General features: G+C 64.2%; 20 protein-coding genes. 10 read left to right on the forward strand and 10 right to left on the reverse strand.

The window, feature by feature from the left end; all coding sequences use genetic code 11:
• Positions 1-35 precede the first annotated feature (35 nt).
• From rnk to cyaY, 3 genes are all read right to left on the reverse strand, one after another.
• Entirely contained in the window at positions 36-446 is a 411-nt protein-coding gene (gene rnk, locus ACIP1G_RS01535) for a nucleoside diphosphate kinase regulator (protein WP_016712630.1), read from the reverse strand.
• Between the two features lie 146 nt (positions 447-592).
• Positions 593-817, reverse strand: a complete 225-nt coding sequence (locus ACIP1G_RS01540; RefSeq protein WP_400732959.1) for a DUF1289 domain-containing protein — start codon at positions 815-817, stop codon at positions 593-595.
• A gap of 1 nt (position 818) precedes the next feature.
• Positions 819-1,151: an iron donor protein CyaY gene (gene cyaY, locus ACIP1G_RS01545; protein ID WP_346646228.1), complete on the reverse strand. Its 333-nt coding sequence runs from the start codon at positions 1,149-1,151 to the stop codon at positions 819-821.
• Positions 1,152-1,448: 297 nt separating this feature from the next.
• Here cyaY and ACIP1G_RS01550 point away from each other — a divergent pair, with 297 nt between their 5' ends.
• The 6 genes from ACIP1G_RS01550 to ACIP1G_RS01575 are packed head-to-tail and all read left to right on the forward strand — an operon-like array spanning position 1,449 to position 6,071.
• The gene (locus tag ACIP1G_RS01550; protein ID WP_400732961.1) at positions 1,449-1,664 is read left to right on the forward strand and encodes a lipoprotein; all 216 of its coding nucleotides are present in this window, start codon (positions 1,449-1,451) and stop codon (positions 1,662-1,664) included.
• A gap of 9 nt (positions 1,665-1,673) precedes the next feature.
• Positions 1,674-2,921 carry a diaminopimelate decarboxylase gene (gene lysA, locus ACIP1G_RS01555; protein WP_400732964.1) on the forward strand — a complete coding sequence of 416 codons (1,248 nt, stop codon included), beginning with the start codon at positions 1,674-1,676 and terminating at the stop codon, positions 2,919-2,921.
• Between the two features lie 4 nt (positions 2,922-2,925).
• Complete coding sequence (gene dapF / locus ACIP1G_RS01560) at positions 2,926-3,756, forward strand: diaminopimelate epimerase (RefSeq protein ID WP_400732966.1); 831 nt, start codon at positions 2,926-2,928, stop codon at positions 3,754-3,756.
• A 13-nt stretch (positions 3,757-3,769) separates the two neighbouring features.
• Positions 3,770-4,480 carry a DUF484 family protein gene (locus ACIP1G_RS01565; RefSeq protein ID WP_400732968.1) on the forward strand — a complete coding sequence of 237 codons (711 nt, stop codon included), beginning with the start codon at positions 3,770-3,772 and terminating at the stop codon, positions 4,478-4,480.
• Positions 4,480-5,379: a tyrosine recombinase XerC gene (gene xerC / locus ACIP1G_RS01570; protein ID WP_400732970.1), complete on the forward strand. Its 900-nt coding sequence runs from the start codon at positions 4,480-4,482 to the stop codon at positions 5,377-5,379. The genes ACIP1G_RS01565 and xerC overlap by 1 nt, the downstream gene beginning before the upstream one ends.
• On the forward strand, positions 5,376-6,071 hold the full coding sequence (locus ACIP1G_RS01575) for an HAD family hydrolase (RefSeq protein ID WP_400732972.1): 696 nt from the start codon (positions 5,376-5,378) through the stop codon (positions 6,069-6,071). The genes xerC and ACIP1G_RS01575 overlap by 4 nt, the downstream gene beginning before the upstream one ends.
• A gap of 179 nt (positions 6,072-6,250) precedes the next feature.
• Here ACIP1G_RS01575 and sutA read toward each other — a convergent pair whose 3' ends face one another.
• From sutA to glnK, 3 genes are all read right to left on the reverse strand, one after another.
• Positions 6,251-6,580, reverse strand: coding sequence for a transcriptional regulator SutA (sutA, locus tag ACIP1G_RS01580; RefSeq protein WP_201207493.1), 330 nt, complete (start codon positions 6,578-6,580; stop codon positions 6,251-6,253).
• Positions 6,581-7,009: 429 nt separating this feature from the next.
• Positions 7,010-8,341 (reverse strand): ammonium transporter, encoded by a 1,332-nt coding sequence (locus ACIP1G_RS01585; RefSeq protein WP_400732974.1) that lies wholly within the window; start codon positions 8,339-8,341, stop codon positions 7,010-7,012.
• 46 nt (positions 8,342-8,387) lie between these two features.
• Positions 8,388-8,726 (reverse strand): P-II family nitrogen regulator, encoded by a 339-nt coding sequence (gene glnK / locus ACIP1G_RS01590; protein WP_002555808.1) that lies wholly within the window; start codon positions 8,724-8,726, stop codon positions 8,388-8,390.
• A 386-nt stretch (positions 8,727-9,112) separates the two neighbouring features.
• Between glnK and ACIP1G_RS01595 the strand changes: the two genes are divergently transcribed.
• On the forward strand, positions 9,113-9,376 hold the full coding sequence (locus ACIP1G_RS01595) for an accessory factor UbiK family protein (RefSeq protein WP_400732976.1): 264 nt from the start codon (positions 9,113-9,115) through the stop codon (positions 9,374-9,376).
• A gap of 24 nt (positions 9,377-9,400) precedes the next feature.
• Positions 9,401-9,829 (forward strand): molybdopterin-binding protein, encoded by a 429-nt coding sequence (locus ACIP1G_RS01600; protein ID WP_400732978.1) that lies wholly within the window; start codon positions 9,401-9,403, stop codon positions 9,827-9,829.
• A gap of 122 nt (positions 9,830-9,951) precedes the next feature.
• On the opposite strand, the gene ACIP1G_RS01605 is transcribed toward ACIP1G_RS01600, so the two are convergent.
• Positions 9,952-11,946 (reverse strand): DUF4034 domain-containing protein, encoded by a 1,995-nt coding sequence (locus ACIP1G_RS01605; protein ID WP_400732980.1) that lies wholly within the window; start codon positions 11,944-11,946, stop codon positions 9,952-9,954.
• 256 nt (positions 11,947-12,202) lie between these two features.
• Between ACIP1G_RS01605 and ACIP1G_RS01610 the strand changes: the two genes are divergently transcribed.
• A complete protein-coding gene (locus ACIP1G_RS01610) occupies positions 12,203-13,693 on the forward strand; it encodes a YifB family Mg chelatase-like AAA ATPase (protein ID WP_400732982.1) in 1,491 nt (496 codons plus the stop codon).
• Positions 13,694-13,726: 33 nt separating this feature from the next.
• Here ACIP1G_RS01610 and ACIP1G_RS01615 read toward each other — a convergent pair whose 3' ends face one another.
• The 3 genes from ACIP1G_RS01615 to ACIP1G_RS01625 form a co-directional block, all read right to left on the reverse strand.
• Positions 13,727-14,155: a DoxX family protein gene (locus tag ACIP1G_RS01615; RefSeq protein WP_400732985.1), complete on the reverse strand. Its 429-nt coding sequence runs from the start codon at positions 14,153-14,155 to the stop codon at positions 13,727-13,729.
• A 204-nt stretch (positions 14,156-14,359) separates the two neighbouring features.
• Entirely contained in the window at positions 14,360-14,728 is a 369-nt protein-coding gene (locus tag ACIP1G_RS01620; protein WP_400732987.1) for a response regulator transcription factor, read from the reverse strand.
• Complete coding sequence (locus ACIP1G_RS01625) at positions 14,725-15,717, reverse strand: response regulator (RefSeq protein WP_400732989.1); 993 nt, start codon at positions 15,715-15,717, stop codon at positions 14,725-14,727. Before ACIP1G_RS01625 ends, ACIP1G_RS01620 begins: the two co-directional genes overlap by 4 nt.
• 240 nt (positions 15,718-15,957) lie before the next feature.
• Here ACIP1G_RS01625 and ACIP1G_RS01630 point away from each other — a divergent pair, with 240 nt between their 5' ends.
• Positions 15,958-21,006, forward strand: coding sequence for an AAA family ATPase (locus tag ACIP1G_RS01630; protein WP_400732992.1), 5,049 nt, complete (start codon positions 15,958-15,960; stop codon positions 21,004-21,006).
• Positions 21,007-21,075: the final 69 nt, after the last annotated feature.

Genomic DNA, 21,075 nt, shown 5'->3' on the forward strand with positions numbered 1-21,075 from the left:
GTGCTGCGAATGGGCCGCAAAGCGGCCCCGGGGTTTTACAGGTCGAAATCGCCCGCCGCTTCCGGCTGATATTCCACTTCCAGCAGCTTCAGCTTGAGGGTCTTGCCGCCCGGTGCCGGCCAGTCGATCTGCTCACCCACCGACAGCCCCAGCAACGCGCAACCAATCGGCGCCAGGATCGAGACCTTGCCTTCCGGCCCGGCGTCCTTCGGGTACACCAGGGTCAGGTGGTAGTCCTTGCCGCTGGCCTCCTCACGGCAGTGTACGCGCGAGTTCATGGTCACCACGCCCGCTGGCACTTCCTCGTGACCGACCACCTGCTCGGCGCGGTCCAGCTCGTCCTGCAGGGCGAGCACACCCGGCGTACTCTCGTCGAGGCTGTCGATCAGACGCTCCAGACGTTGTACGTCCAATCGGGTGAGGATGAGGGAGGGCTTGGTGCTCATGATCCAGTCAGACTCCTTTGAACAGGCAGTTTTCAATGTACAGATAAAGCAAAACCCCGCCCAAGGGCGGGGTTTGTTAAGGCTTTGGCGTCTCCGACGCAGAACCCGACACTACCACAGCCGGGTAAATACTCAAGCCCCTGCGCTCAGTGTGCCTTAGCCTGCTCGCGCAAAACCTGGGCCTCGCGGCAGATCTGCCGGCGCCGCTCATCATCGGCCGAGCGCCATTCGCGGATGTGCTCGACATGCCGATGGCAGCCGGTGCATACCCGCTGCTCGTCCAGCCGGCAAACACTGATGCAGGGTGATGGCACGGCGGGGCTGACGTTGCTGTACAGCGGCTTGGGCGGCCGGGGTTGGGCGCTGCTCATGTCAGATCTCGTCGAAGTCCAGCTTCTCGCCGGCCCGCTCCCACACGATACGCTCAAGCATTTCGCCCAGCAGCTCTTCGCTCTTCTCGCACACCCACTTGCCGCTGTCTTCGTCGTAATCGAAGTGGAAACCACCGGAACGGTCGGCCAGCCACAGCTGGCGCAGCGGCTCCTGGCGGCTGAAGATCAGCTGGGCACCGCCTTCGAACTTGACGGTGAGGACGCCAGCGGAGTTCTCCATGTCCAGGTCCATGCCGCTCTCGTCGAACAGGTCTTCCAGGGCCTGTTGGGTCGCGTCGACCAGATCATGGAAACGCGCTTCACTCAAACTCATTGCAGGAACCTCGAAATTGGCTGCGTTACAGGCAAGCCGGGCAAGATACGGGCGCTTGCCGCCGAATGCAAAGGTTTAGCCGTTGCCTTCACCGGCCTCTTCGCGGCTAAAGCCGCTCCTACAGGGATTGTGCAAGGCCTGGGACCGGTGCAGTAACTGTAGGAGCGGCTTTAGCCGCGAAAGGGCCCTTGCAGGCGGTAAGAATAGCCCGCCCGGCGGACCGGCTCTTGCATAGGCAAGCCGTCGGTCGCTCGGTATACTCGGGCGCAATACTGCATTTTCCTAAGGATTTCACCCATGAAGCGCCTGATTTCCTCGCTCGCGGCGCTGGTCGCGGTTGCCTGCCTCGTTTCGGCCTGCGGTCAGAAAGGCCCCCTGTACCTGCCGGAAGACGGCAAGGACGGCAAAGGCAGCCACAAGTCGCATCAACACCAGCACGCTCCGGCCGTACAGCCGCAAGAAGAGCAGCCTCTCCAGCCCGAGCAATTGCCCGAGCAAACGCCAGAGCAGTAAGGAATTCAGATGAACGCTTTCGACTACCGCGACGGTGAGCTGTTCGCGGAAGGCGTGGCCCTGTCGGCCATTGCCGAACGCCATGGCACCCCCACCTATGTGTATTCGCGCGCCCATATCGAGGCGCAGTACCGCAGCTACACCGACGCCCTGCAAGGCGCCGAACACCTGGTGTGCTTCGCGGTCAAGGCCAACTCCAACCTTGGCGTGCTGAACGTGCTGGCACGCCTGGGCGCAGGGTTCGACATCGTCTCCGGTGGTGAACTGGAGCGCGTGCTGGCCGCTGGCGGCCGTGCTGACCGCGTAGTGTTCTCCGGTGTGGGTAAAACCCGCGAAGACATGCGCCGCGCCCTGGAAATCGGCGTGCACTGCTTCAACGTCGAGTCCACCGACGAGCTGGAGCGCCTGCAAGTGGTGGCCGCCGAGATGGGCAAGGTGGCCCCGGTGTCGCTGCGGGTCAACCCGGACGTCGATGCCGGCACCCACCCGTACATCTCCACCGGCCTTAAAGAAAACAAGTTCGGCATCGCCATCGCCGACGCCGAGGCCATCTACGTGCGCGCCGCGCAGTTGCCGAACCTGGAAGTGGTCGGTGTCGACTGCCACATCGGCTCGCAGCTGACCACCGTCGAGCCGTTCCTCGATGCCCTCGACCGCCTGCTGGTGCTGGTCGACCGCCTGGCCGAATGCGGCATCCACCTTCGCCATCTTGACCTGGGCGGTGGTGTTGGCGTGCGTTATCGCGATGAGCAGCCGCCGCTGGTGGCCGACTACATCAAGGCCATCCGCGAGCGCGTCGGCGACCGCGAGCTGGCCCTGGTGTTCGAGCCGGGCCGCTACATCGTGGCCAACGCTGGCGTGCTGCTGACCCGCGTGGAATACCTCAAGCACACCGAGCACAAGGACTTCGCCATCATTGATGCGGCGATGAACGACCTGATCCGCCCGGCCCTGTACCAGGCCTGGATGGGTGTCAGCGCGGTCAAGCCACGTGCAGGCGAAGGCCGTGCCTATGACCTGGTCGGGCCGATCTGCGAGACCGGCGACTTCCTCGGCAAGGACCGCGTGCTGAACCTGGCAGAAGGTGACCTGCTGGCCGTGCAGTCTGCGGGCGCCTATGGTTTTGTCATGAGCTCCAACTACAACACCCGTGGCCGTTGCGCTGAAATCCTGGTCGACGGCGACCAGGCCTTCGAAGTACGCCGCCGCGAGACCATCGCCGAACTGTTCGCTGGCGAAAGCCTGCTGCCGGAGTAAGCCCATGCTGCTGCGTTTTACCAAGATGCATGGGCTGGGCAACGACTTCATGGTCCTCGACCTGGTCAGCCAGCACGCGCACATCCAGCCCAAGCACGCCAAGCAATGGGGTGATCGCCACACCGGCATCGGCTTTGACCAGTTGCTGATCGTCGAGGCGCCGAACAACCCGGAAGTGGACTTCCGCTACCGCATCTTCAACGCTGACGGCTCCGAGGTGGAGCAGTGCGGCAATGGTGCGCGCTGCTTTGCCCGCTTCGTGCTGGACAAGCGCCTGACCGCGAAAAAACGCATCCGCGTGGAAACCAAGAGCGGCATCATCGTGCTGGACGTGCAGAACGACGGCCAGGTGAGTGTCGACATGGGCCCGCCGCGCTTCATCCCTGCCGAAATTCCCTTCGTCGCCGACGAGCAGGCGCTGAACTACCCACTGGAAGTCGACGGCCAGCTGCATTCGATTGCTGCCGTGTCCATGGGTAACCCGCACGCCGTGCTGCGTGTCGACGACGTGCGTACTGCCCCCGTGCATGAGCTGGGCCCGAAGATCGAAAACCACCCACGCTTCCCGCAGCGGGTGAATGCCGGCTTCCTCCAGGTCATCGACCGCCACCGCGCCAACCTGCGCGTATGGGAACGCGGCGCGGGCGAAACCCAGGCCTGCGGCACCGGCGCCTGCGCCGCGGCCGTGGCGGCGATCAGCCAGGGCTGGATGGACTCTCCAGTGTCCCTCGACCTGCCGGGTGGCCGCCTGCACATCGAATGGGCCGGCCCCGGCAAGCCCGTAGTGATGACCGGCCCGGCCGTACGCGTCTACGAAGGACAGGTTCGTCTCTAAGCGAGTAACCGCCATGACCGATCAGCCCAAGGTTGTACCCCAGCAGTCCGCCGAGCTCGATGCCGAGGCGGTGGTCGCCTACCTGCGCGCCCACCCTGCCTTCTTCGCCGAGCACGACGAGCTGCTGATCGAACAGCGCATCCCGCACCAGCGTGGCGACAGCGTGTCGCTGGTAGAGCGCCAGCTCAAGCTGCTGCGCGACCGTAACATCGAGATGCGCCATCGCCTGTCGCAACTGATGGACGTGGCCCGCGACAACGACCGGCTGTTCGACAAGACCCGCCGGCTGATCCTCGACCTGCTCGATGCCGGCAGCCTGGAAGAAGTGGTCATGGCGGTCGAAGACAGCCTGCGCCAGGAGTTCCAGGTGCCTTTCGTCAGTCTGATCCTGTTCGGTGACAACGTCGCGCCGGTCGGGCGCTGGGTCAGCAACGCCGAGGCGCAGCAGGCCATTGGCGCCCTGCTGGGCGGCGGCAGGACGGTCAGTGGCAACCTGCGCGACCACGAACTGGCCTTCCTGTTCGGTGAAGAACAGCGCCGGGAAGTGGGCTCCAGCGCCGTGGCTGCCCTTGAATACCAGGGGTTGCACGGGGTACTGGCGATTGGTAGCCGCGACCCGCAACACTACAAGAGCAGCGTCGGCACGCTGTTCCTCGGCTATATTGCCGAAGTGCTCGGCCGCGTTGTGCCGCGCGTTACCCAGACCTTGCGCCCGGTGCGCTGATGGAACGCCAGCTGGAGGCTTATTGCGCACACTTGCGCAACGAGCGCCAGGTGTCGGAGCACACCTTGCTGGGCTACCGACGTGACCTGGACAAGGTCATTGCCTATTGCAAGGAACACGCTATCGCCGACTGGCAGGCGCTGCAGATCCAGCAATTGCGCCAGCTGATCGCCCGCCTGCACCACCATGGCCAGTCCTCGCGCAGCCTGGCGCGGCTGCTGTCGGCCGTGCGCGGTCTGTACCGCTACCTCAACCGCGAAGGCCTGTGCCAGCACGACCCGGCCACCGGCCTTAGCGCACCCAAGGGCGAACGCCGGCTGCCCAAGGTGCTGGACACCGACCGTGCCCTGCAGTTGCTTGATGGCGGCGTCGACGACGACTTCATTGCCCGCCGCGACCAAGCCATGCTCGAACTGTTCTATTCGTCAGGCCTGCGCCTGTCCGAGCTGACCAACCTCGACCTCGACCACCTCGACCTCACCGCCGGCCTGGTGCAGGTGCTGGGCAAGGGCGGCAAGGCCCGCGTGCTGCCGGTTGGCCGCAAGGCCCGCGAGGCGCTGCAGGAGTGGTACCGCCTGCGCGGCATCGGCAACCCGCGCGACCGCGCCGTGTTCATCACCCGCCAGGGCAACCGCATCAGCCCCCGCGCCGTGCAACAACGGGTGAAGGCCGTCGGCGAGCGCGAGCTGGGCCAGCACCTGCACCCGCACATGCTTCGCCATTCCTTCGCCAGCCATGTGCTGGAATCGTCCCAGGACTTGCGCGCGGTGCAGGAGATGCTCGGCCATGCCGACATCAGCACCACGCAAATCTATACCCACCTGGACTTCCAGCACCTGGCCGCGGTGTACGACAGCGCCCACCCCCGGGCCAAACGCAGCAAAGGCACAGACTCATGAGCATCAAGCTGATCACCTTCGACCTCGACGACACCCTGTGGGACACCGCGCCGGTCATTGCCAGCGCGGAAGTCGTGCTGCGCGACTGGCTCGAAGCCAACGCCCCGATCCTTGGCGGCGTGCCGGTAGAGCACCTGTTCGCCATCCGCGAGCGCCTGGTACAGGCCGAACCTGGCCTCAAGCACCGCATCAGCGCCCTGCGCCGGCGCGTGCTGTTCCATGCCCTGGAAGAGGTCGGTTACAGCGAAAAGCACGCGCAGGAGCTGGCCAACGAAGGCTTCGAAGTGTTCCTGCATGCTCGCCACCAGGTGGAGATATTCCCCGAGGTGCAGCCGGTGCTGGAGATTCTGCGCCATCACTACACCCTGGGCGTGGTCACCAACGGCAATGCCGATGTGAGCCGGCTGGGGCTGGCGGACTACTTCCGCTTTGCCCTGTGTGCCGAGGACCTCGGTATCGGCAAGCCAGATCCGGCACCGTTCCTGGAGGCCCTGCGCCGTGGCGCTGTGGACGCCAGCGCGGCGGTGCACATTGGTGACCACCCGGGCGATGACATTGCCGGTGCCCAGCGTGCCGGGCTGCGGGCGGTGTGGTTCAACCCGCAGGGCAAGGCCTGGGCGGGTGACCGGGCGCCGGATGCAGAGATCCAGCGGCTGTCCCAGTTGCCTGACGTGCTTGCGCGCTGGCGCTGACAGGGGCCGCTTTGCGGCCCATTCGCGGGTGAACCCGCTCCTACAGGGACTGCGCAAGGCTCAGGCCTGCGGTGATCCTGTGGGAGCGGGCATGCCCGCGAAGAGGCCAGCACAGCCAACACAAAACCACAGGCACAAAAAAGCCCGCAGCGACGGCGGGCTATTTTGCGATCAGCCACTCAGATAGGGCGGCTGCCGTACTTGTTGTCCGGCTTCTTGGGCGGGTCGGCGACCACGTTGGCCTCGACTTCCTGCACCTTGCCACCGCGCGAAAGGAATTCTTCCATCGCCTTGGCCAGGGCATCACGCTCTTTCTGCTTGGCTTCCATGCTCGGCATCTCGTCTACCGAGACTGCCGCCTTGGATTTGCCCTTGGCAGCGGGTGCCGGGCTGCTGTCGTCATCGCCAGCGTCTTCGGCGCCATCATCAGCCGCCGCTTCGAGGCCTTCATCACCCTCGTCTTCGTCGCCTACTTCGAGGTCATCATTTTCCAGATCGTCGTCGCTCATGTTCTACCTCATGACTTGCGAAAAGCAGGTTAGTTATAGACCAGTGCAGCCGTAGACCGGCAGCCACCAGTGAAAATTCAACTGGCCGTGGGTTAGGCCACTGCCCTTGGGTCGGCGCTCCTGATGGGAGGCGGCACCCTGCAGGCCCTGCTCCTGGCAGGACCTGACAAATCCATTAGCCCCTGCTGGCCACACGCTATTGGCAAGCCTAGCAAAGGCTGGGAAAGTGTGTGGACTACTCGTCAAACACCCTTCGGCGCGCATTCTAGCGCGCCCGTGGAAAAAGCAAAGCTCCATAAATGCCTTACGACTTGTAAGTTTTCTACCTACGTCGCGAACGTGTCGAATAAACCGTTTGCCGAGCGGGAAATGCTAAAAAACTTGCAAAAAAATGCCCGGCAAGCCGGGCAATTTTTTACCGCGTCGCAGTTACAGGTTGTAGCCGCGTTCGTTGTGCTGAGCCAGGTCGAGGCCGACCGACTCTTCTTCTTCGTTGACCCGCAGGCCCATCACCACATCCAGCACCTTGAGGATCACGTAGGTGACGATGGCGGTGTAGACCACAGTGAAGATCACGCCCTTGGCCTGGATCCAGACCTGCATGCCGATGTCGGTCACGGCGCCGAAGCCGCCCAGCGCCGGGGCTGCGAATACACCGGTAAGGATGGCCCCGACGATACCGCCGATGCCATGCACACCGAAGGCGTCCAGCGAGTCGTCATAGCCCAGCTTGCGCTTGAGGCTGGTGGCGCAGAAGTAGCAGATCACGCCCGAGGACAGGCCGATCACCAGGGCGCCCATCGGGCCCACGGTGCCTGCAGCCGGGGTGATCGCAACCAGGCCGGCAACCACACCCGAGGCGATGCCCAGGGCGCTCGGTTTGCCGTGACCGATCCACTCGGCGAACATCCAGCCCAGCGCTGCGGCGGCAGTGGCGATCTGGGTTACCAGCATGGCCATGCCGGCGGTGCCGTTGGCGGCAGCGGCAGAGCCTGCGTTGAAGCCGAACCAGCCGATCCACAGCATGGCCGCGCCCATCAGGGTGTAACCGAGGTTGTGCGGGGCCATCGGGGTGGTCGGGAAGCCCTTGCGCTTGCCCAGCACCAGGCAGCAGACCAGGCCTGCGATACCGGCGTTGATGTGCACCACGGTGCCGCCAGCGAAGTCCAGCACGCCCCAGTCCCACATCAGTGCACCGTCACCGCTCCACACCATGTGCGCGATCGGCGCATACACCAAGGTGAACCAGATGCCCATGAACACCAGCATCGCGGAGAACTTCATGCGCTCGGCGAAGGCACCGACGATCAGCGCCGGGGTGATGATGGCGAAGGTCATCTGGAAGGTGATGAATACCGCTTCAGGGAACAGTGCGGTGGCCGAGGTCAGGTTATCGGGCGTGACGCCACTGAGGAAGGCCTTGGAGAAGCCGCCGACGAAGGAGTTGAAGTTGAGCACGCCCTTTTCCATACCGGTGGTATCGAAGGCCATGCTGTAGCCGTAGACGACCCAGAGAATGCTCATCAGGCCGGTGATTGCAAAGCACTGCATCATCACCGACAGCACGTTCTTGGAACGCACCATGCCGCCATAGAACAAGGCCAGGCCCGGAATGGTCATGAACAGCACCAGCGCCGTTGCGGTCAGCATCCAGGCGGTGTCGCCGGAGTTCAGCGCTGGGGCAGCTTCCTCTGCCAGGGCAAGCCCAGGCATTACGAGGGACAATAGGGCTCCTAGCCCTGCGATCTTACGCAGAGTCATGTTGTTTTCTCCTGGGGCGTTGGGTTTGGTGAGGCTTTGTTGCTGCTTAGATCGCGTCGGTATCGGTTTCGCCGGTACGGATACGGATCGCCTGCTCCAGATTCACCACGAAAATCTTGCCGTCACCGATCTTGCCGGTGTTGGCTGCCTTGGTGATGGCTTCGATTACCCGATCAAGGTCCTTGTCATCGATGGCGACATCGATCTTCACCTTGGGCAGGAAATCGACCACATATTCAGCACCGCGATACAACTCGGTGTGGCCCTTCTGCCGACCGAAACCTTTGACTTCGGTGACGGTGATGCCCTGCACGCCGATTTCCGACAGCGACTCGCGCACGTCGTCCAGCTTGAACGGCTTGATGATGGCTGTGACTAGCTTCATGAAACTCTCTCCCGATTTGGTGGACTTGCCCCAGGAAAACAAACCCGTCTCAAGTCTAAGCGCAGCGGTTGGCTTTGTAACGCGTCGTCGGCATCCGGCTCCGCGTGCGCACTGCTTGGTCACAAAGAACTGCATCAGTGCATGGCTCGTAATGGTCTTTGCAGAAACCTTGCCAGTTCCGGCAAAGCGCAGGAAAACAGTGGGTTATGTGAATAACTCGGGATTGGCCAGTCGCCAGCATGGAAAACATGCACAGTTTCGGTGCGTAGCGGCAGGGCGCATTGCGCGAAAAATGTGCAACCTCCCACAAGGACCGACGTGCACTCAGGCGTCAGGTTTGTGCGTGCTACACTGCCGGCCATTCTCAAGTTTCAGTGGACAGCCCCATGCTCGCGCCCAAAGCCCTTCTCGATGCCCTGAGCGACCAGGCCTCGCGCCTGTTCAGCAGCGATACCGCCCAGCCCCGCGCAGAACTGGAAAGCCAGTTCAAGGTGCTGATGCAAGGGGCCTTCAGCAAGCTGGACCTGGTCAGCCGCGACGAATTCGACAGCCAGATGGTCGTGCTGGCGCGCACTCGGGCACGTCTTGAGGCCTTGGAAAAACAGCTCGCCGAGCTGGAAGCACGGCTGGCACCCGCCACGCAGGAATAACAATCGACACACGGAGCGTTTCCCATGAAAGTTAGCGCACGCAATGTTTTCGAAGGCAAAGTCACTAACGTTCATCCCGGAGCGGTCAATGCCGAAGTCGAGCTGACCCTGGGTGGCGGTGAAAAGCTGGTGGCGGTGGTCACCATGGCCAGCCTGCACAACCTCAACATCAACATCGGCAAAGATGCCGTGGCGCTGGTCAAGGCGCCGTGGGTGGTGCTGCTGACCGATGCGGCCGGCTACAAGCTGTCGGCGCGCAATGCGCTGGAAGGCGAAGTGGTGCGGGTTGGCGATGGCGCGGTGAACGCCGAAGTGGTGCTGAAGCTGGCTGGCGGTACCGAGGTGTATGCAATTGTGACCCGTGAAGCGGTGCAGGAGCTGGGGCTGGCACCGGGTGTGAAAGCCACGGCGCTGATCAAGGCATCGCACATCATCCTTGGCGCCAAACCCTGAGCCCTACCTGAGCCCTGAGGGTACCCTGTGGGAGCGGGTTTACCCGCGAAGAATCCAACGAGGTGTATGGCACCGGCTTTGCCGGTGTTCGCGGGTAAACCCGCTCCCACAGGGGGGCTACGCTAGGCTATATAGGCCTGCTTCGGCGGCAGCTCACTGGCATGCAAGGTGCCACGAAACAGCGCAGCCCCACACTGGGTAAACAATGTCTTCACCCGGTTATGCGAGTTCAGAATCTCCGCCTGGATATCCTCGATGGCCGAATTCCCCGGCTGCAAGGTGGCCGCCCGGTTGACCCATTCGATGGCAGCAAAGCGGCTTTGCTTGCGGGTGCCGCGCCCCTGCATCCAGGCCAGCCCCAGCTCGGCACTGGCACGCCCGGCTAGCCCTGGGTCCGGGTGCTCGACCAGGCTCAGCAGGTAGGCCACCGCCTCGGCCCGTTCCTGCTGCTCGCCAAACTGGCGCAACAAAATCCCCAGGTGCAAACGTGCGCGCGCATTGGTCTTCGCGTTGCCAAGCGCGTCGACCAGCAGGCGCCGCACCGCCAGCATGGCACTGCGCTCGTTCAGGTCTTCGTCGCCCTCCATGCGCAGGCGGGCGAGGTTGTACTTGGCCTGCCGGCTGCCCGCCTCCACCGCACGCTGCAGCCAGTACTCGGCCGCCTCGTCATCCAGGTAATGCTCCGGGGTGCTGCCCAGGCCGCCATGATGCAGTTCGTAAAGCGCAAGGGCAGCCCCCGGCAGGTTTAGCTCGGCACAATGCTCATACAGGTAGCAGGCCACTTCATGCCGCTTGGCAGCCCAGAGCAGCCGTGCAACATCGAGCACAGCGAAGCCCGGCGCCTGCCCCGCACACTGGCGCTTTACCGCAATCTGCGACCATGCCTTGGCCTGCTCGGCCGAGCGCGGTAACCCCCAGAGGCCAAAGCGGTGCCCGGCGGCACGCAATGCACAGGCGGCGGCGTGTGAATCTCCTGCGCTCAAGCGCTCGATGGTGATACGCAACGCCTGACGTTCATCCAGCACACCGCCCACCAGAATCAGGCGGGCCAGGCAACGCAGAGGTTCGCCCATTGCGCTGATGAAACCTTGGTCGGTGTAGTGCTCCAGGCAAGCGACAAAATCGCCCAAGGCGGCTGCCGGGGCGTGCCCGGTACTGCTGCGCAATGCGCCTCGCCAGGCCAGCACAACGGCCTGGTCCCTGGGCCTGAGCGGGCGTTGTGCCCAGTCATCGAAGCATTGCAGCCAGGCAACGGCCGCCCGTGACTGGTCGACGCGCGGCAACACCAGCCGCTCTTCGATGGCCATCCAGCGCAAGGCATTGCGCAACGCTTCGTCCCACTGCTCGCAGAGTGGGCCATTGACCAACACCTCGATCGCATCAGCGCTGCCACCGCGACTCGGCAGCAGGTAAACGGCAAGGGCCTGGATAGCCTCAAAGCAGCCGGGCCGTGCCACCAGGGCATGGCGTAACCAGTAATAGCGCGGGTCTTCTTTCTCGTGATCGACGCGCGCGCCCAGGCAAGCGGGTAAAGCCTGCGGCAGCTCGACCAGCGGCACGATCCCGTGCTTCACCAGCAACGGCGCCGCAGCCTCCTGCACTTCCACATCGGCATGGGCATTGGGCCTGAAACGCGCTGGCTGACCTTGGAACAGCTCAATCAGCCAGCCAGGTTCACGCAGTCGCGCACTGATACGCAACATGCCAATGGCCGCTGCCACGGGCTGGGCTGAACGGCCCATGGCACACAACAGGTGTGCGGTGGCGGTTTCACAGATTTGCTCGACCGCCAGCAAGCATGCGGCATTGCGTTGGCCGCTGCCCTGCACCTGGCAGGCCCGCTGGAGGCAGTGGAAGCCCATCACCACCTGCGGGTGATATGCCCTGGGGCAGGCTTCGATCCAGGCTTTGAGCACCTGGCTCAGGGCCCTGCCGCCCTGGCAACTTACGTCGACCAGCATGTGCCCTTCAATGGCCGCCAGGTAGACAGGAAACGCGCCGGTCGGAGCTTGATGCCATTGCGCCTCTAAGCTGTCGAAAAAGCGATTGAGTTCAACGAATGCACTGGCCTGCACCAGCTCTTGAATTACCTGGCGCGTGCGGGTGAGCGTTTGCACGGAGCAACACCTCAAGTCCATTTGAAATAAGCCGCAGTGCCATCCCATGGCAGCGGCAGTTGCTCAATAACCCTAAGCCATACCCGGGTGATGCGCAAAGTTAATTGGATCCATCTTTGTCGATTTGTATGAATTGCCAGGGGAAATACCTGGCCTGAAAAATCACGACGCACACTTCTTGCGTTTGTTGAGGCCGCGCTGGCTATTCTTGGCGCAGCCGCAGGAAGCGGCCCTTTTCAGCGACAACGGAGCGTCCATGTCCCTAGCCCTCGTCCACAGCCGCGCCCAGGTGGGCGTGCAGGCACCCGCCGTCAGTGTTGAGACCCACCTGACCAATGGCTTGCCACACCTCACCCTGGTCGGCCTGCCAGAAACCACGGTCAAGGAAAGCAAGGACCGGGTGCGCAGCGCCATCGTCAACTCCGGGTTGAAGTACCCGCAACGGCGCATAACCCAGAACCTCGCCCCCGCCGACCTGCCCAAGGATGGCGGGCGTTACGACTTGGCCATTGCCCTGGGCATCCTCGCCGCCGACGGCCAGGTGCCAGCAGCGCCCCTCATCGATATCGAATGCCTGGGCGAGCTGGCGCTGTCTGGCAAACTGCGCCCGGTGCAAGGGGTGTTGCCTGCGGCACTGGCGGCACGTGAAGCAGGCCGGGCGCTGGTGGTGCCTCGGGAGAATGCCGAGGAAGCCAGCCTGGCAGGCGGGCTGGTGGTGTATGCGGTGGGACATCTGCTGGAGCTGGTCGCCCACTTGAACGGCCAAGTGCCGCTGCCGCCGTACGCGGCCAACGGCTTGATCCTGCAGCAACGGCCCTACCCGGACCTGAGCGAAGTGCAGGGCCAACTGGCGGCCAAGCGTGCCTTGCTACTGGCGGCGGCCGGAGCACACAACCTGCTATTCACCGGGCCACCGGGCACCGGCAAGACCCTGCTCGCCAGCCGCCTGCCAGGGCTGCTGCCACCGCTGGACGAACACGAAGCGCTGGAAGTGGCGGCGATCCAGTCGGTCAGCGGGCATGCGCCGCTAAGCAGCTGGCCTCAGCGACCGTTTCGCCACCCTCACCACTCCGCCTCCGGCCCGGCGCTGGTGGGTGGCAGCAGCCGACCGCAACCGGGTGAAATTACCCTCGCCCACCACGGCGTTCTGTTTCTCGACGAGTTGCCGGAGTTCGAGCGGCGCGTGCTGGAAGTGCTGCGCGAGCCACTGGAATCGGGCGAGATCGTGATTGCCCGGGCCCGCGACAAAGTACGTTTCCCCGCGCGCTTCCAGCTGGTGGCGGCGATGAACCCGTGCCCTTGTGGCTACCTGGGCGACCCCACCGGCCGCTGCCGCTGCAGCACCGAGCAGATCGCGCGGTATCGCAACAAACTGTCCGGGCCACTGCTGGACCGCATCGACCTGCACCTGACCGTGGCCCGCGAGAGCACCACGTTGAACAACCAGCCTTGCGGTGAGAGCAGTGCCGATGTAGCGGCCAAAGTGGCTGAGGCACGGGAAGTGCAACACAGGCGGCAAGGGTGTGCGAATGCGTTTTTGAACCTTGAAGGGTTGCGCCGTCATTGCGAGTTGGCGGCGGCGGACCAGGCCTGGCTGGAGGGGGCCTGTGAGCGGCTGACCTTGTCATTGCGGGCGGCGCACCGGTTGTTGAAGGTGGCGCGGACACTGGCGGACCTGGAGGGCTGCGAGGCCATTGGCCGGGCGCACTTGGCCGAGGCCCTGCAGTACCGGCCGGGGAGCAGTTAGATTGCCGGGGCTGCTTTGCAGCCCCAAGATCGATCAGGCAACCTTGTTCCGCCAGAAAAGCCCGGCGACCGAATACCTCCCAGGCCCAGTCAAGGCCAACCCGCCATAAAGCGCCAGCAGCAGCCAGGCAAACTGCCCCTGCTCAAGCGTCCAATCCGAGTGCACCACCACCAGCGCCACCAGCAACACCGCCAGCACCGGCAGACAAGCCAGGCGTGCCGCAACTCCAAGCATCAGCAACAGCGGGCAAACCACTTCGGCAAATATCGCCAGCCCAAAGGTCAGCGGCGCGCCAAGGCCGAAGGGGTCTTCAATGCGCTGCAGCTCTGCGCTCCAGTCCATCAGCTTGGGCAGGCCGTGGATGAACAGCAGCAACGAGGCGGCCGTTACCCGCATGAACAGCAGGCCGGTGGCGGTCAGGGTTGGGGACTGGGGGTCAAGGAAGGTATTCAGGCGGGGCATGGCAATGGGCTCGCTTATCGATCAACCTCCGGAGCATTGCCCAATTAACCAGTGTTTGATTGCGCATGTGTGCTGAGATGGATGTTAAAGCTACCGGCCTGTTCGCGGGCTTGCCCGCTCCCACAGGTACTGCACTGGCCTCAAGAACTGTGCAATACCTGTGGGAGCGGGCAAGCCCGCGAACAGGCCGGCACAGGCAGCACATCACTGACTACCAACCAAAGCCTCTTCAACCACCTTCAGCAGCACCTCTTCAGAAAACGGCTTGCCTAGGCAGGCCAGCGCGCCAAGCCCCATCGCCGCGTGCACCGCACCATCATCCCAATGCGCCGACATGCAGATCACCGGCACCGTCCACTGCAGCCGCGCCAGCTCACGCTGCACCTCCAGCCCACTCATCCCCGGCATCTTCAGGTCAAGCAATACACAACCCGCCTCGCGCGCCAGCTGCGAGGCCAGGAACACATCACCCGCAGCGAACGCCAAGGTCTCGAACCCGGCCGAACGCAGCAGGTTGGCCAGGCTTTTGCGCACCGAAGCATCGTCGTCGACGATGCACACCCATCTGCTCATGCGCCAGCCAAGCCCTCAGGCCGCGCCCCGATGACGTTGTGCATGGCTACCAGCTCCAGCAGCGAGCGGGACTGCATCTTGTTCATGATGTTCTTCTTGTGCACCTTGGTCGTCACTTCGCTGGTGCCGATTTCCTTGGCGATCTGCTTGTGCGACAGGCCACCGACCACCAGCGAGAACACCTGGCGCTCACGCTGGGTCAGGCGCTGGTACTTATCCTCGACCTGCCGTGCATGGCGCCATTTGCGCCCTTCGGCCACGGCACGGGCGCGCACCGCCTGTAGCAGTGTCAGCAGCTGCTCTTCATCGAAGGGTTTGGTCAGGAATTCCATGGCCCCGGCGCGCATGGCCTGGACCGTCATCGGGATAGTACCGAAGCCGGTCATGAACACGATCGGCCAGGGCAAAGCCAGCCGGCGCAGCGTTTCCTGCACCTCCAGGCCAGTGGTGTCGGGCAGGTGCATGTCCAGCAGCAGGCAGGCATAGGGGGTTTCGAGGCGGGTGTCGAACAGCGCCTCGGCACTGGCAAACAAATGATGCGGGATGTCCTGCGAACGCAGCAGGCGACCCAGCGCCGTGCGTACCGACTGGTCGTCGTCCACCACCAGCACCGGCACGTTCGCGCTGTCGTCCAACGGTTCAAGCGCATCGGCCCCTACACCCAATGGCGAGCGACCCAGCGCCTGGCAAGGCACATCGAAGCTGATCTCGGCGGCCAGGCGGTAACCTCGGCGCGGCACCGTCTGAATCAACCCACGGTCGCCAAAGGCCTTGCGCAACAACGATACCTGCACCTGCAGGTTGTTGTCCTCGACCACCGTGCCGGCCCACACCTGGCTAAACAGCTCGTCTTTGCCAACCACCCGGCCCTTGGCCTTGATCAGCGTGGCCAGCACCTCGAACGCGCGGCCACCCAACAGGATCGGCTTGCCGTCGAGAAACACTTCTCGCCGCTCCAGCGACACCTGGGCATTGCCTATTCGGATCATGGCTTCCTCGCACGGGCACGGGCGTTTGCGCAGCCCCGGGCAGCCTAGGCCAGCGCACGCGTTCAGACAATTATCCCGAGGGATAGGTTTGCCTCAGGACTATACAAGCACCCGCCAACCGCCAGGGTACGATAACGGACAACAGCGTGCCCGTTCCTGCCAAGCGGGCTGTAACCCGCATCCTCACTGGGCCCGCTGCGTATACTCGCGCGTCTGGATGTCGCTAGCAGGGGGTGCTTTATGCTCGATGAACGCCTTGCACACAGGCCCATCGATTACGACCAGTCGATCGATGAGGGCTGGCTGAACCGGTGCGACATCACCGCGCTGGGCCAGGAAGGCGAGCTCAGCTACTTCCGCCTGCGCGACCCCGCCAGCCAGCAAGCCTGGATTGCCGTGCGTGCTCCGCTTGAGGCGCCCGCCGCCTGCCAGCGCCTGGAGCGCGACTACCGCCTGCAGCTGGACCCGCAGTGGGCGGTGATCCCCTCGGCATTCGTGCGCTCGGCCGAAGGCCCGCTGCTGGTATACCCGGCCGGCCGCTCCATCGCCGACCTGATCGCTGAAGGCCCGGTGGCCCTGGCGCCGTTTCTCGACATTGCGCGGAACGCCGCCAGCGCCCTGGCCCTGGCCCACGAGCGCAATGTGCTGCACGGTGCGCTGCAGCCCGAGCATGTATGCCTGCAAGCCAACCAGCGGGTGCGGCTGGGCTGTTTTCGCGCCGACCCAGCAGAGCTGATCTGCGAGCAGGGTACCCCGCTCGGCAACTGGGCTTACCTGGCGCCGGAGCAGGTCTGCCCGCACGGCAGTAGCAGCGACCAGCGCAGCGACATCTATGCCCTGGGCGCAATCCTCTACCAGCTATTGCTAGGCGAACTGCCGCTGACCGGGCGCGACACCCAGCACTGGCGCCAGCTGCATGCCGGCGTGCAGCCGCGCGCGGCCTGTGAAGTGGACAGCAAGGTGCCGCAAGCACTCAGCCGGATCCTGGCCAAGGCCCTGGCCAAGGAACCAGATGCCCGCTATCAGACTGCCCACGCCCTGGCGGTGGACCTGGGCCACTGCCAGCGGCAATGGGCCGCCAGCAAGACCATGGCAACGTTCGAACTTGGCTGCGCCGACCCGGTTTCGCCCAGCCACGCACGCCTGTATGGCCGCAGCGCCGAACTGAAGGCCATCGCCCTGCTGCTAAAGGCCATGCGCCGCGACAGCAAGCCACAAGTGCTGTTGATCAATGGTGCTGCCGGCATGGGCAAGTCGAGCCTGGTCGAGAGCGCGCTCAAGGTCAACGCCGAAGGCTACTGGGCGGTCGGCAAGTGCAACGGCCTGGGGCAGGCCGTGCCCTACGCGCCTTGGGTAGAGATCCTCGGCACGCTGACTACCCAACTGCTGGCCAAGAACAGCCAGGACCTCGACACCCTGCGCCGCGAGATCCTGCGCCGCATCAAAGGCCACGGCCGGCTGCTCGGCAAGCTGGCGCCAGACCTGCAACTGGTCCTCGGGCCCTTGCCCGAGCTGCCGGCAAAGCCCACGCGCCTGGCACTGCAGAAGGAGCTGCAGGCGATCGTCGAATTCCTGCAGGTGTTCAGCCGCCCAGGGCAGCCATTGGTGCTGTTTCTCGATGACATGCAATGGGCCGACGACGCCACGCAGCACCTGCTGGCGCAGCTGCTGGCTCACGCACCCAACAACCTGTTGCTGATCTTCGCCCGGCGTAATGATGCGCAAACCAGCAGTGCACCACTCGCCATACCGGCAGCGGTGCGCAGCACCACGCTGAACCTGCGGCCCCTGGCCGTGGGCGCGGTGACCGAGCTGATCGCCGAGCGCTACCACGTCAGCCCCGACGAGGCGCTGCCGGTCGCCGAGCTGGTGCATGACAAGACGGCGGGCAACCCGTTCTTCATCAACCAGATCCTCAGGGCCATGGTCGAGGACCGGCTGTTCACCTTCGAGACCCAGGCCATGCGCTGGTCGTGGAGCCTGCAGGCCGTGGCCAGGCACCGCTACTCCGACAATGTCGCAGACCTGATGATCCACCGCCTGGCACGCCTGCCAGCGCCCCAGCGCGACGTGTTGCGGGTTGCCAGCGCGGCGGGCAACCGCTGCGATGAGCGCGTGCTTCGCCAGGTGCTTGCTGAACAGCCGGGCGAACCGTTGAAGGCCTTGATAGGTGCGGGTTTCCTGCAACCGGGCCAGAAAGGCTTGGGCTTCGCTCATGACCGGGTGATGGAGGCCGCGTACGTACTTACGCCCATACCCGAGCGCGCCCCGCTGCATGCACGTATTGCGCTGGCCATGCTTCGGGCCTGGCCAGCGCACTTGCATGAGGTGCTGTTCGATGTCGCCAACCAGCTGCAACGCGCCAGCCCATGCGGGTTTGCAGCGGATGACTGCGAAGTGTTCCTGCAACTTTTACGCGAAGCGGTGCTACGCGCACGTGACAGTGGCGCCTTCGAACAGACCGCAGGCTACCTGCAAACGGCCGAGCAGCTGCTGCACCACGGTGCCTCGCTTGAAAGCCGCGCCGCACATGGCTTTGCCATTGCCTGCATGGCGGCGGAGTGCAACATGCAACTGTCGCGCATGGCAGCGGCCGAGGCCCGGGTCAGCGAATGTAACCAGCGCGCACGCTCGGCGCTGGACCGGGCGCGGGTATGCCGGCTGCAGGCGCGGCTGTACACCTTGCACGGCGACTATCAAGCGGCCATCGACTGCGCCATATCCGGCCTGGACTTGCTAGGTATAAGCACGGTGCGGGGCGTCGACTGGCAACAGGTCGAGGCCAGTCATGCCCATGTACAGGCGTTGATCGAACAAAAAGGCCGGCACTGCCTGGAGTCGCTGCCACGCTGCGATTCGGAAGAAGTGACGGTTGCCATCAGCCTGCTGGGCACCCTGTCGTCATCGTTTTTCGTAAAGGACGACATCTGCTTCCTGCACCTGGCCAAGCTCATGGAGCTGTCGCTGCTGCACGGCGTCGCACCGGGCAGCACCTACGGCATGGCCTGGTTCGGGGTAATGATTGCCGAGCGTTTCGGCGCCTACCATGATGGCCATGCCTGCTGCCTGGCCGCGCTAAAGCTGATCGAGCGGCACGGTTTCGAGGCTGACTTGACCAGCGCGCTACTGGCCCTGGACCAGGTCAGCGCCTGGACCTCGCCCATGGAATTCGCCCGCCGCACCGCGCTGGAAGCGGTCGGCTCGGCGCGCCTGAGCGGCGACCTGGCGATGAGCTGCCATGCCTGCAGCCACCTGGTTTCCGACTCGCTGTTCATGGGCCGCTACCTGCCGGACGTGGCCGAAGAAGTGGCGCAAGGCCTGGCCACCTTGCGTCGTCATGGCTACCGCGATGTCGAGCAGATCCTGCAGGCCCAGCATGCGTTCGTCGCCAACCTGAGCGGCACGCCCTGCCCGGCCTCGGCCGCAGCTTCGAAATCGCCCGCCACGCGGTTCTTTCAGCACCTGTTGGCCGGCATGGGCGCCTTCTACCTGGGCAATATCCCGCAGGCCATGCGCAACCTGGCACTGGCCGCAGACAACACCTGGGCAGTACCGGCGCACATCAACCTGGCCGACTATTACCTGTTCCAAGGCCTGGCGTTGGGCAGCCCGGAGGCGCCCGGCAGCCTTGTCGACAAGCTGAGCGAACTGCAGGCCCTGCGCGAGCGCTTCGGTCGCTGGGCCGGCTTCAATCCGGCCACCTTCCGCAACAAGCTGCTGCTGATCGAAGGCGTGATCGCCAAGCTCGAAGGCGACGGCCTGGCCGCCATCCGCTGCTTCGACCAGGCGCAGATCGCCGCTACCGCCGCTGGCTTCATTCATGAGCAGGCACTGGCCCACGAACAGCTGGCCGAGGTGTGCATCCCCAGCGGCCTGATCTCTGGCGCCAACCTGCACCTGCGCATCGCCCGCGACTGCTTCCATATCTGGGGCGCGACCGGCAAGGTGCATCAGCTGGAGACGCTGCACCCGTTCCTGCGCACCCAGCCGATTCAAGAAACCTACCGCGCCACTCACCAGGCCAAGCTGGACCTCGAAGCCGGCATCGAAGCGGCGCGGGCGCTGTCCGAGGAGGTGCTGCTTGAAGGCCTGATCGAAACCCTGATGGGCCACCTGACCCAGCATTCCGGTGCCGACCATGGCGCACTACTGATCGTCAGCGGCGCGGAATTCCAGATGGCCGCCCTCGCCTACATCGACGATACCGGGCTGCACGTGAGCATGGACAACTGCCAGAAGTTCATGACCCAGGCGCCACTGTCGATCATCAACGCCACCATGCGCACCAAGAAACCCCTGGTGCTCAACGATGCCCAACGCGATTGCCCCGAGGCCTTCCGCCAGGAACTGCAAGCGCGCAACGCCCGTTCGGTGCTGTGCCTGCCGCTGGTGATCCAGGGTGTGCTGATCGGCCTGGTGTACCTGGAAAACCGGCTGGTGCCGAACCTGTTCGGCAGCCAGCGCCTGGCCATGCTGGAAATCCTCGCTTCGCAGGCGGCAGTGTCGCTGCAGACCGCCAAGTTTTATACGCGCCTGGCCGAAGACAACCAGACCCGTGCGCAGATGGAGGCCGAGCTGCGCCGGTCACGCGCAGAGCTGGCGCGCAGCGCGCACCTGCAAGTGATGAACGAGCTGTCGGCGTCCATCGCCCACGAAATCAGCCAACCGTTGCTGGGCATTACCTCCAACGCCGCCGCCAGCCTGCGTTGGTTGAAACGCGCCCAGCCCAACCTGGAAGAGGCGATTGCCGGCCTGGAAGACATCCGCAACGACGGTGAGCGCGCCGCCAACATCGTGCGTGCGTTGCGATCGCTGGCCAAGCAGTCGCCGATGCAGCTCAAGACGGTGAAGCTGGATGAACTGATCCGTGAGGTAGTGCGTTTGACGTCGGCCGATGCCGCCAAAGGCCCGATAGCTGTGCAGACGCGGTTGCAGGCGGGGGTGAGCGTGATGGCCGACCCGGTGCAGTTGCAGCAGTTGGTGTTCAACCTGATCAGCAATGGCCTGGAGGCGCTGGCGGGGTATCGCAGTGATGGCGTGCTGCGGATTGCGTCGGCGCTGGTTGGGGATAAGGTGGAGGTCTGCGTGGATGACAACGGGCCGGGGATTGCGCCCGACGAGCTGGAGCGGGTGTTTGGGGCGTTCTACACCACCAAGAGCGGTGGCATGGGCATGGGTCTGGCTATCTGCAACTCGGTGGTGCAGGCCCATGGGGGGCAGTTGCAGGCGCTGGTGTCGGAGCTGGGTGGGTGCCGGATTCGTTTTAGTCTGCCTGTGAGTCATTCATAGCCTGTGCCGGCCTCTTCGCGGCTAAAGCCGCTCCTACAGGGATAGTGCACAACCCGAGGGCCGCGCTGC

Origin of the sequence: Pseudomonas sp. NPDC089392, assembly GCF_044749595.1 — a bacterium.
Taxonomy (GTDB): Bacteria; Pseudomonadota; Gammaproteobacteria; order Pseudomonadales; family Pseudomonadaceae; genus Aquipseudomonas.

What these genes read in the sequence shown, in the direction of transcription:
- rnk (WP_016712630.1), bottom strand. Translation starts at nt 446, where the DNA reads ATGAGCACCAAGCCCTCCCTCATCCTCACCCGATTGGACGTACAACGT.
- ACIP1G_RS01540 (WP_400732959.1), bottom strand. Translation starts at nt 817, where the DNA reads ATGAGCAGCGCCCAACCCCGGCCGCCCAAGCCGCTGTACAGCAACGTC.
- cyaY (WP_346646228.1), bottom strand. Translation starts at nt 1,151, where the DNA reads ATGAGTTTGAGTGAAGCGCGTTTCCATGATCTGGTCGACGCGACCCAA.
- ACIP1G_RS01550 (WP_400732961.1), top strand. Translation starts at nt 1,449, where the DNA reads ATGAAGCGCCTGATTTCCTCGCTCGCGGCGCTGGTCGCGGTTGCCTGC.
- lysA (WP_400732964.1), top strand. Translation starts at nt 1,674, where the DNA reads ATGAACGCTTTCGACTACCGCGACGGTGAGCTGTTCGCGGAAGGCGTG.
- dapF (WP_400732966.1), top strand. Translation starts at nt 2,926, where the DNA reads ATGCTGCTGCGTTTTACCAAGATGCATGGGCTGGGCAACGACTTCATG.
- ACIP1G_RS01565 (WP_400732968.1), top strand. Translation starts at nt 3,770, where the DNA reads ATGACCGATCAGCCCAAGGTTGTACCCCAGCAGTCCGCCGAGCTCGAT.
- xerC (WP_400732970.1), top strand. Translation starts at nt 4,480, where the DNA reads ATGGAACGCCAGCTGGAGGCTTATTGCGCACACTTGCGCAACGAGCGC.
- ACIP1G_RS01575 (WP_400732972.1), top strand. Translation starts at nt 5,376, where the DNA reads ATGAGCATCAAGCTGATCACCTTCGACCTCGACGACACCCTGTGGGAC.
- sutA (WP_201207493.1), bottom strand. Translation starts at nt 6,580, where the DNA reads ATGAGCGACGACGATCTGGAAAATGATGACCTCGAAGTAGGCGACGAA.
- ACIP1G_RS01585 (WP_400732974.1), bottom strand. Translation starts at nt 8,341, where the DNA reads ATGACTCTGCGTAAGATCGCAGGGCTAGGAGCCCTATTGTCCCTCGTA.
- glnK (WP_002555808.1), bottom strand. Translation starts at nt 8,726, where the DNA reads ATGAAGCTAGTCACAGCCATCATCAAGCCGTTCAAGCTGGACGACGTG.
- ACIP1G_RS01595 (WP_400732976.1), top strand. Translation starts at nt 9,113, where the DNA reads ATGCTCGCGCCCAAAGCCCTTCTCGATGCCCTGAGCGACCAGGCCTCG.
- ACIP1G_RS01600 (WP_400732978.1), top strand. Translation starts at nt 9,401, where the DNA reads ATGAAAGTTAGCGCACGCAATGTTTTCGAAGGCAAAGTCACTAACGTT.
- ACIP1G_RS01610 (WP_400732982.1), top strand. Translation starts at nt 12,203, where the DNA reads ATGTCCCTAGCCCTCGTCCACAGCCGCGCCCAGGTGGGCGTGCAGGCA.
- ACIP1G_RS01615 (WP_400732985.1), bottom strand. Translation starts at nt 14,155, where the DNA reads ATGCCCCGCCTGAATACCTTCCTTGACCCCCAGTCCCCAACCCTGACC.
- ACIP1G_RS01620 (WP_400732987.1), bottom strand. Translation starts at nt 14,728, where the DNA reads ATGAGCAGATGGGTGTGCATCGTCGACGACGATGCTTCGGTGCGCAAA.
- ACIP1G_RS01625 (WP_400732989.1), bottom strand. Translation starts at nt 15,717, where the DNA reads ATGATCCGAATAGGCAATGCCCAGGTGTCGCTGGAGCGGCGAGAAGTG.
- ACIP1G_RS01630 (WP_400732992.1), top strand. Translation starts at nt 15,958, where the DNA reads ATGCTCGATGAACGCCTTGCACACAGGCCCATCGATTACGACCAGTCG.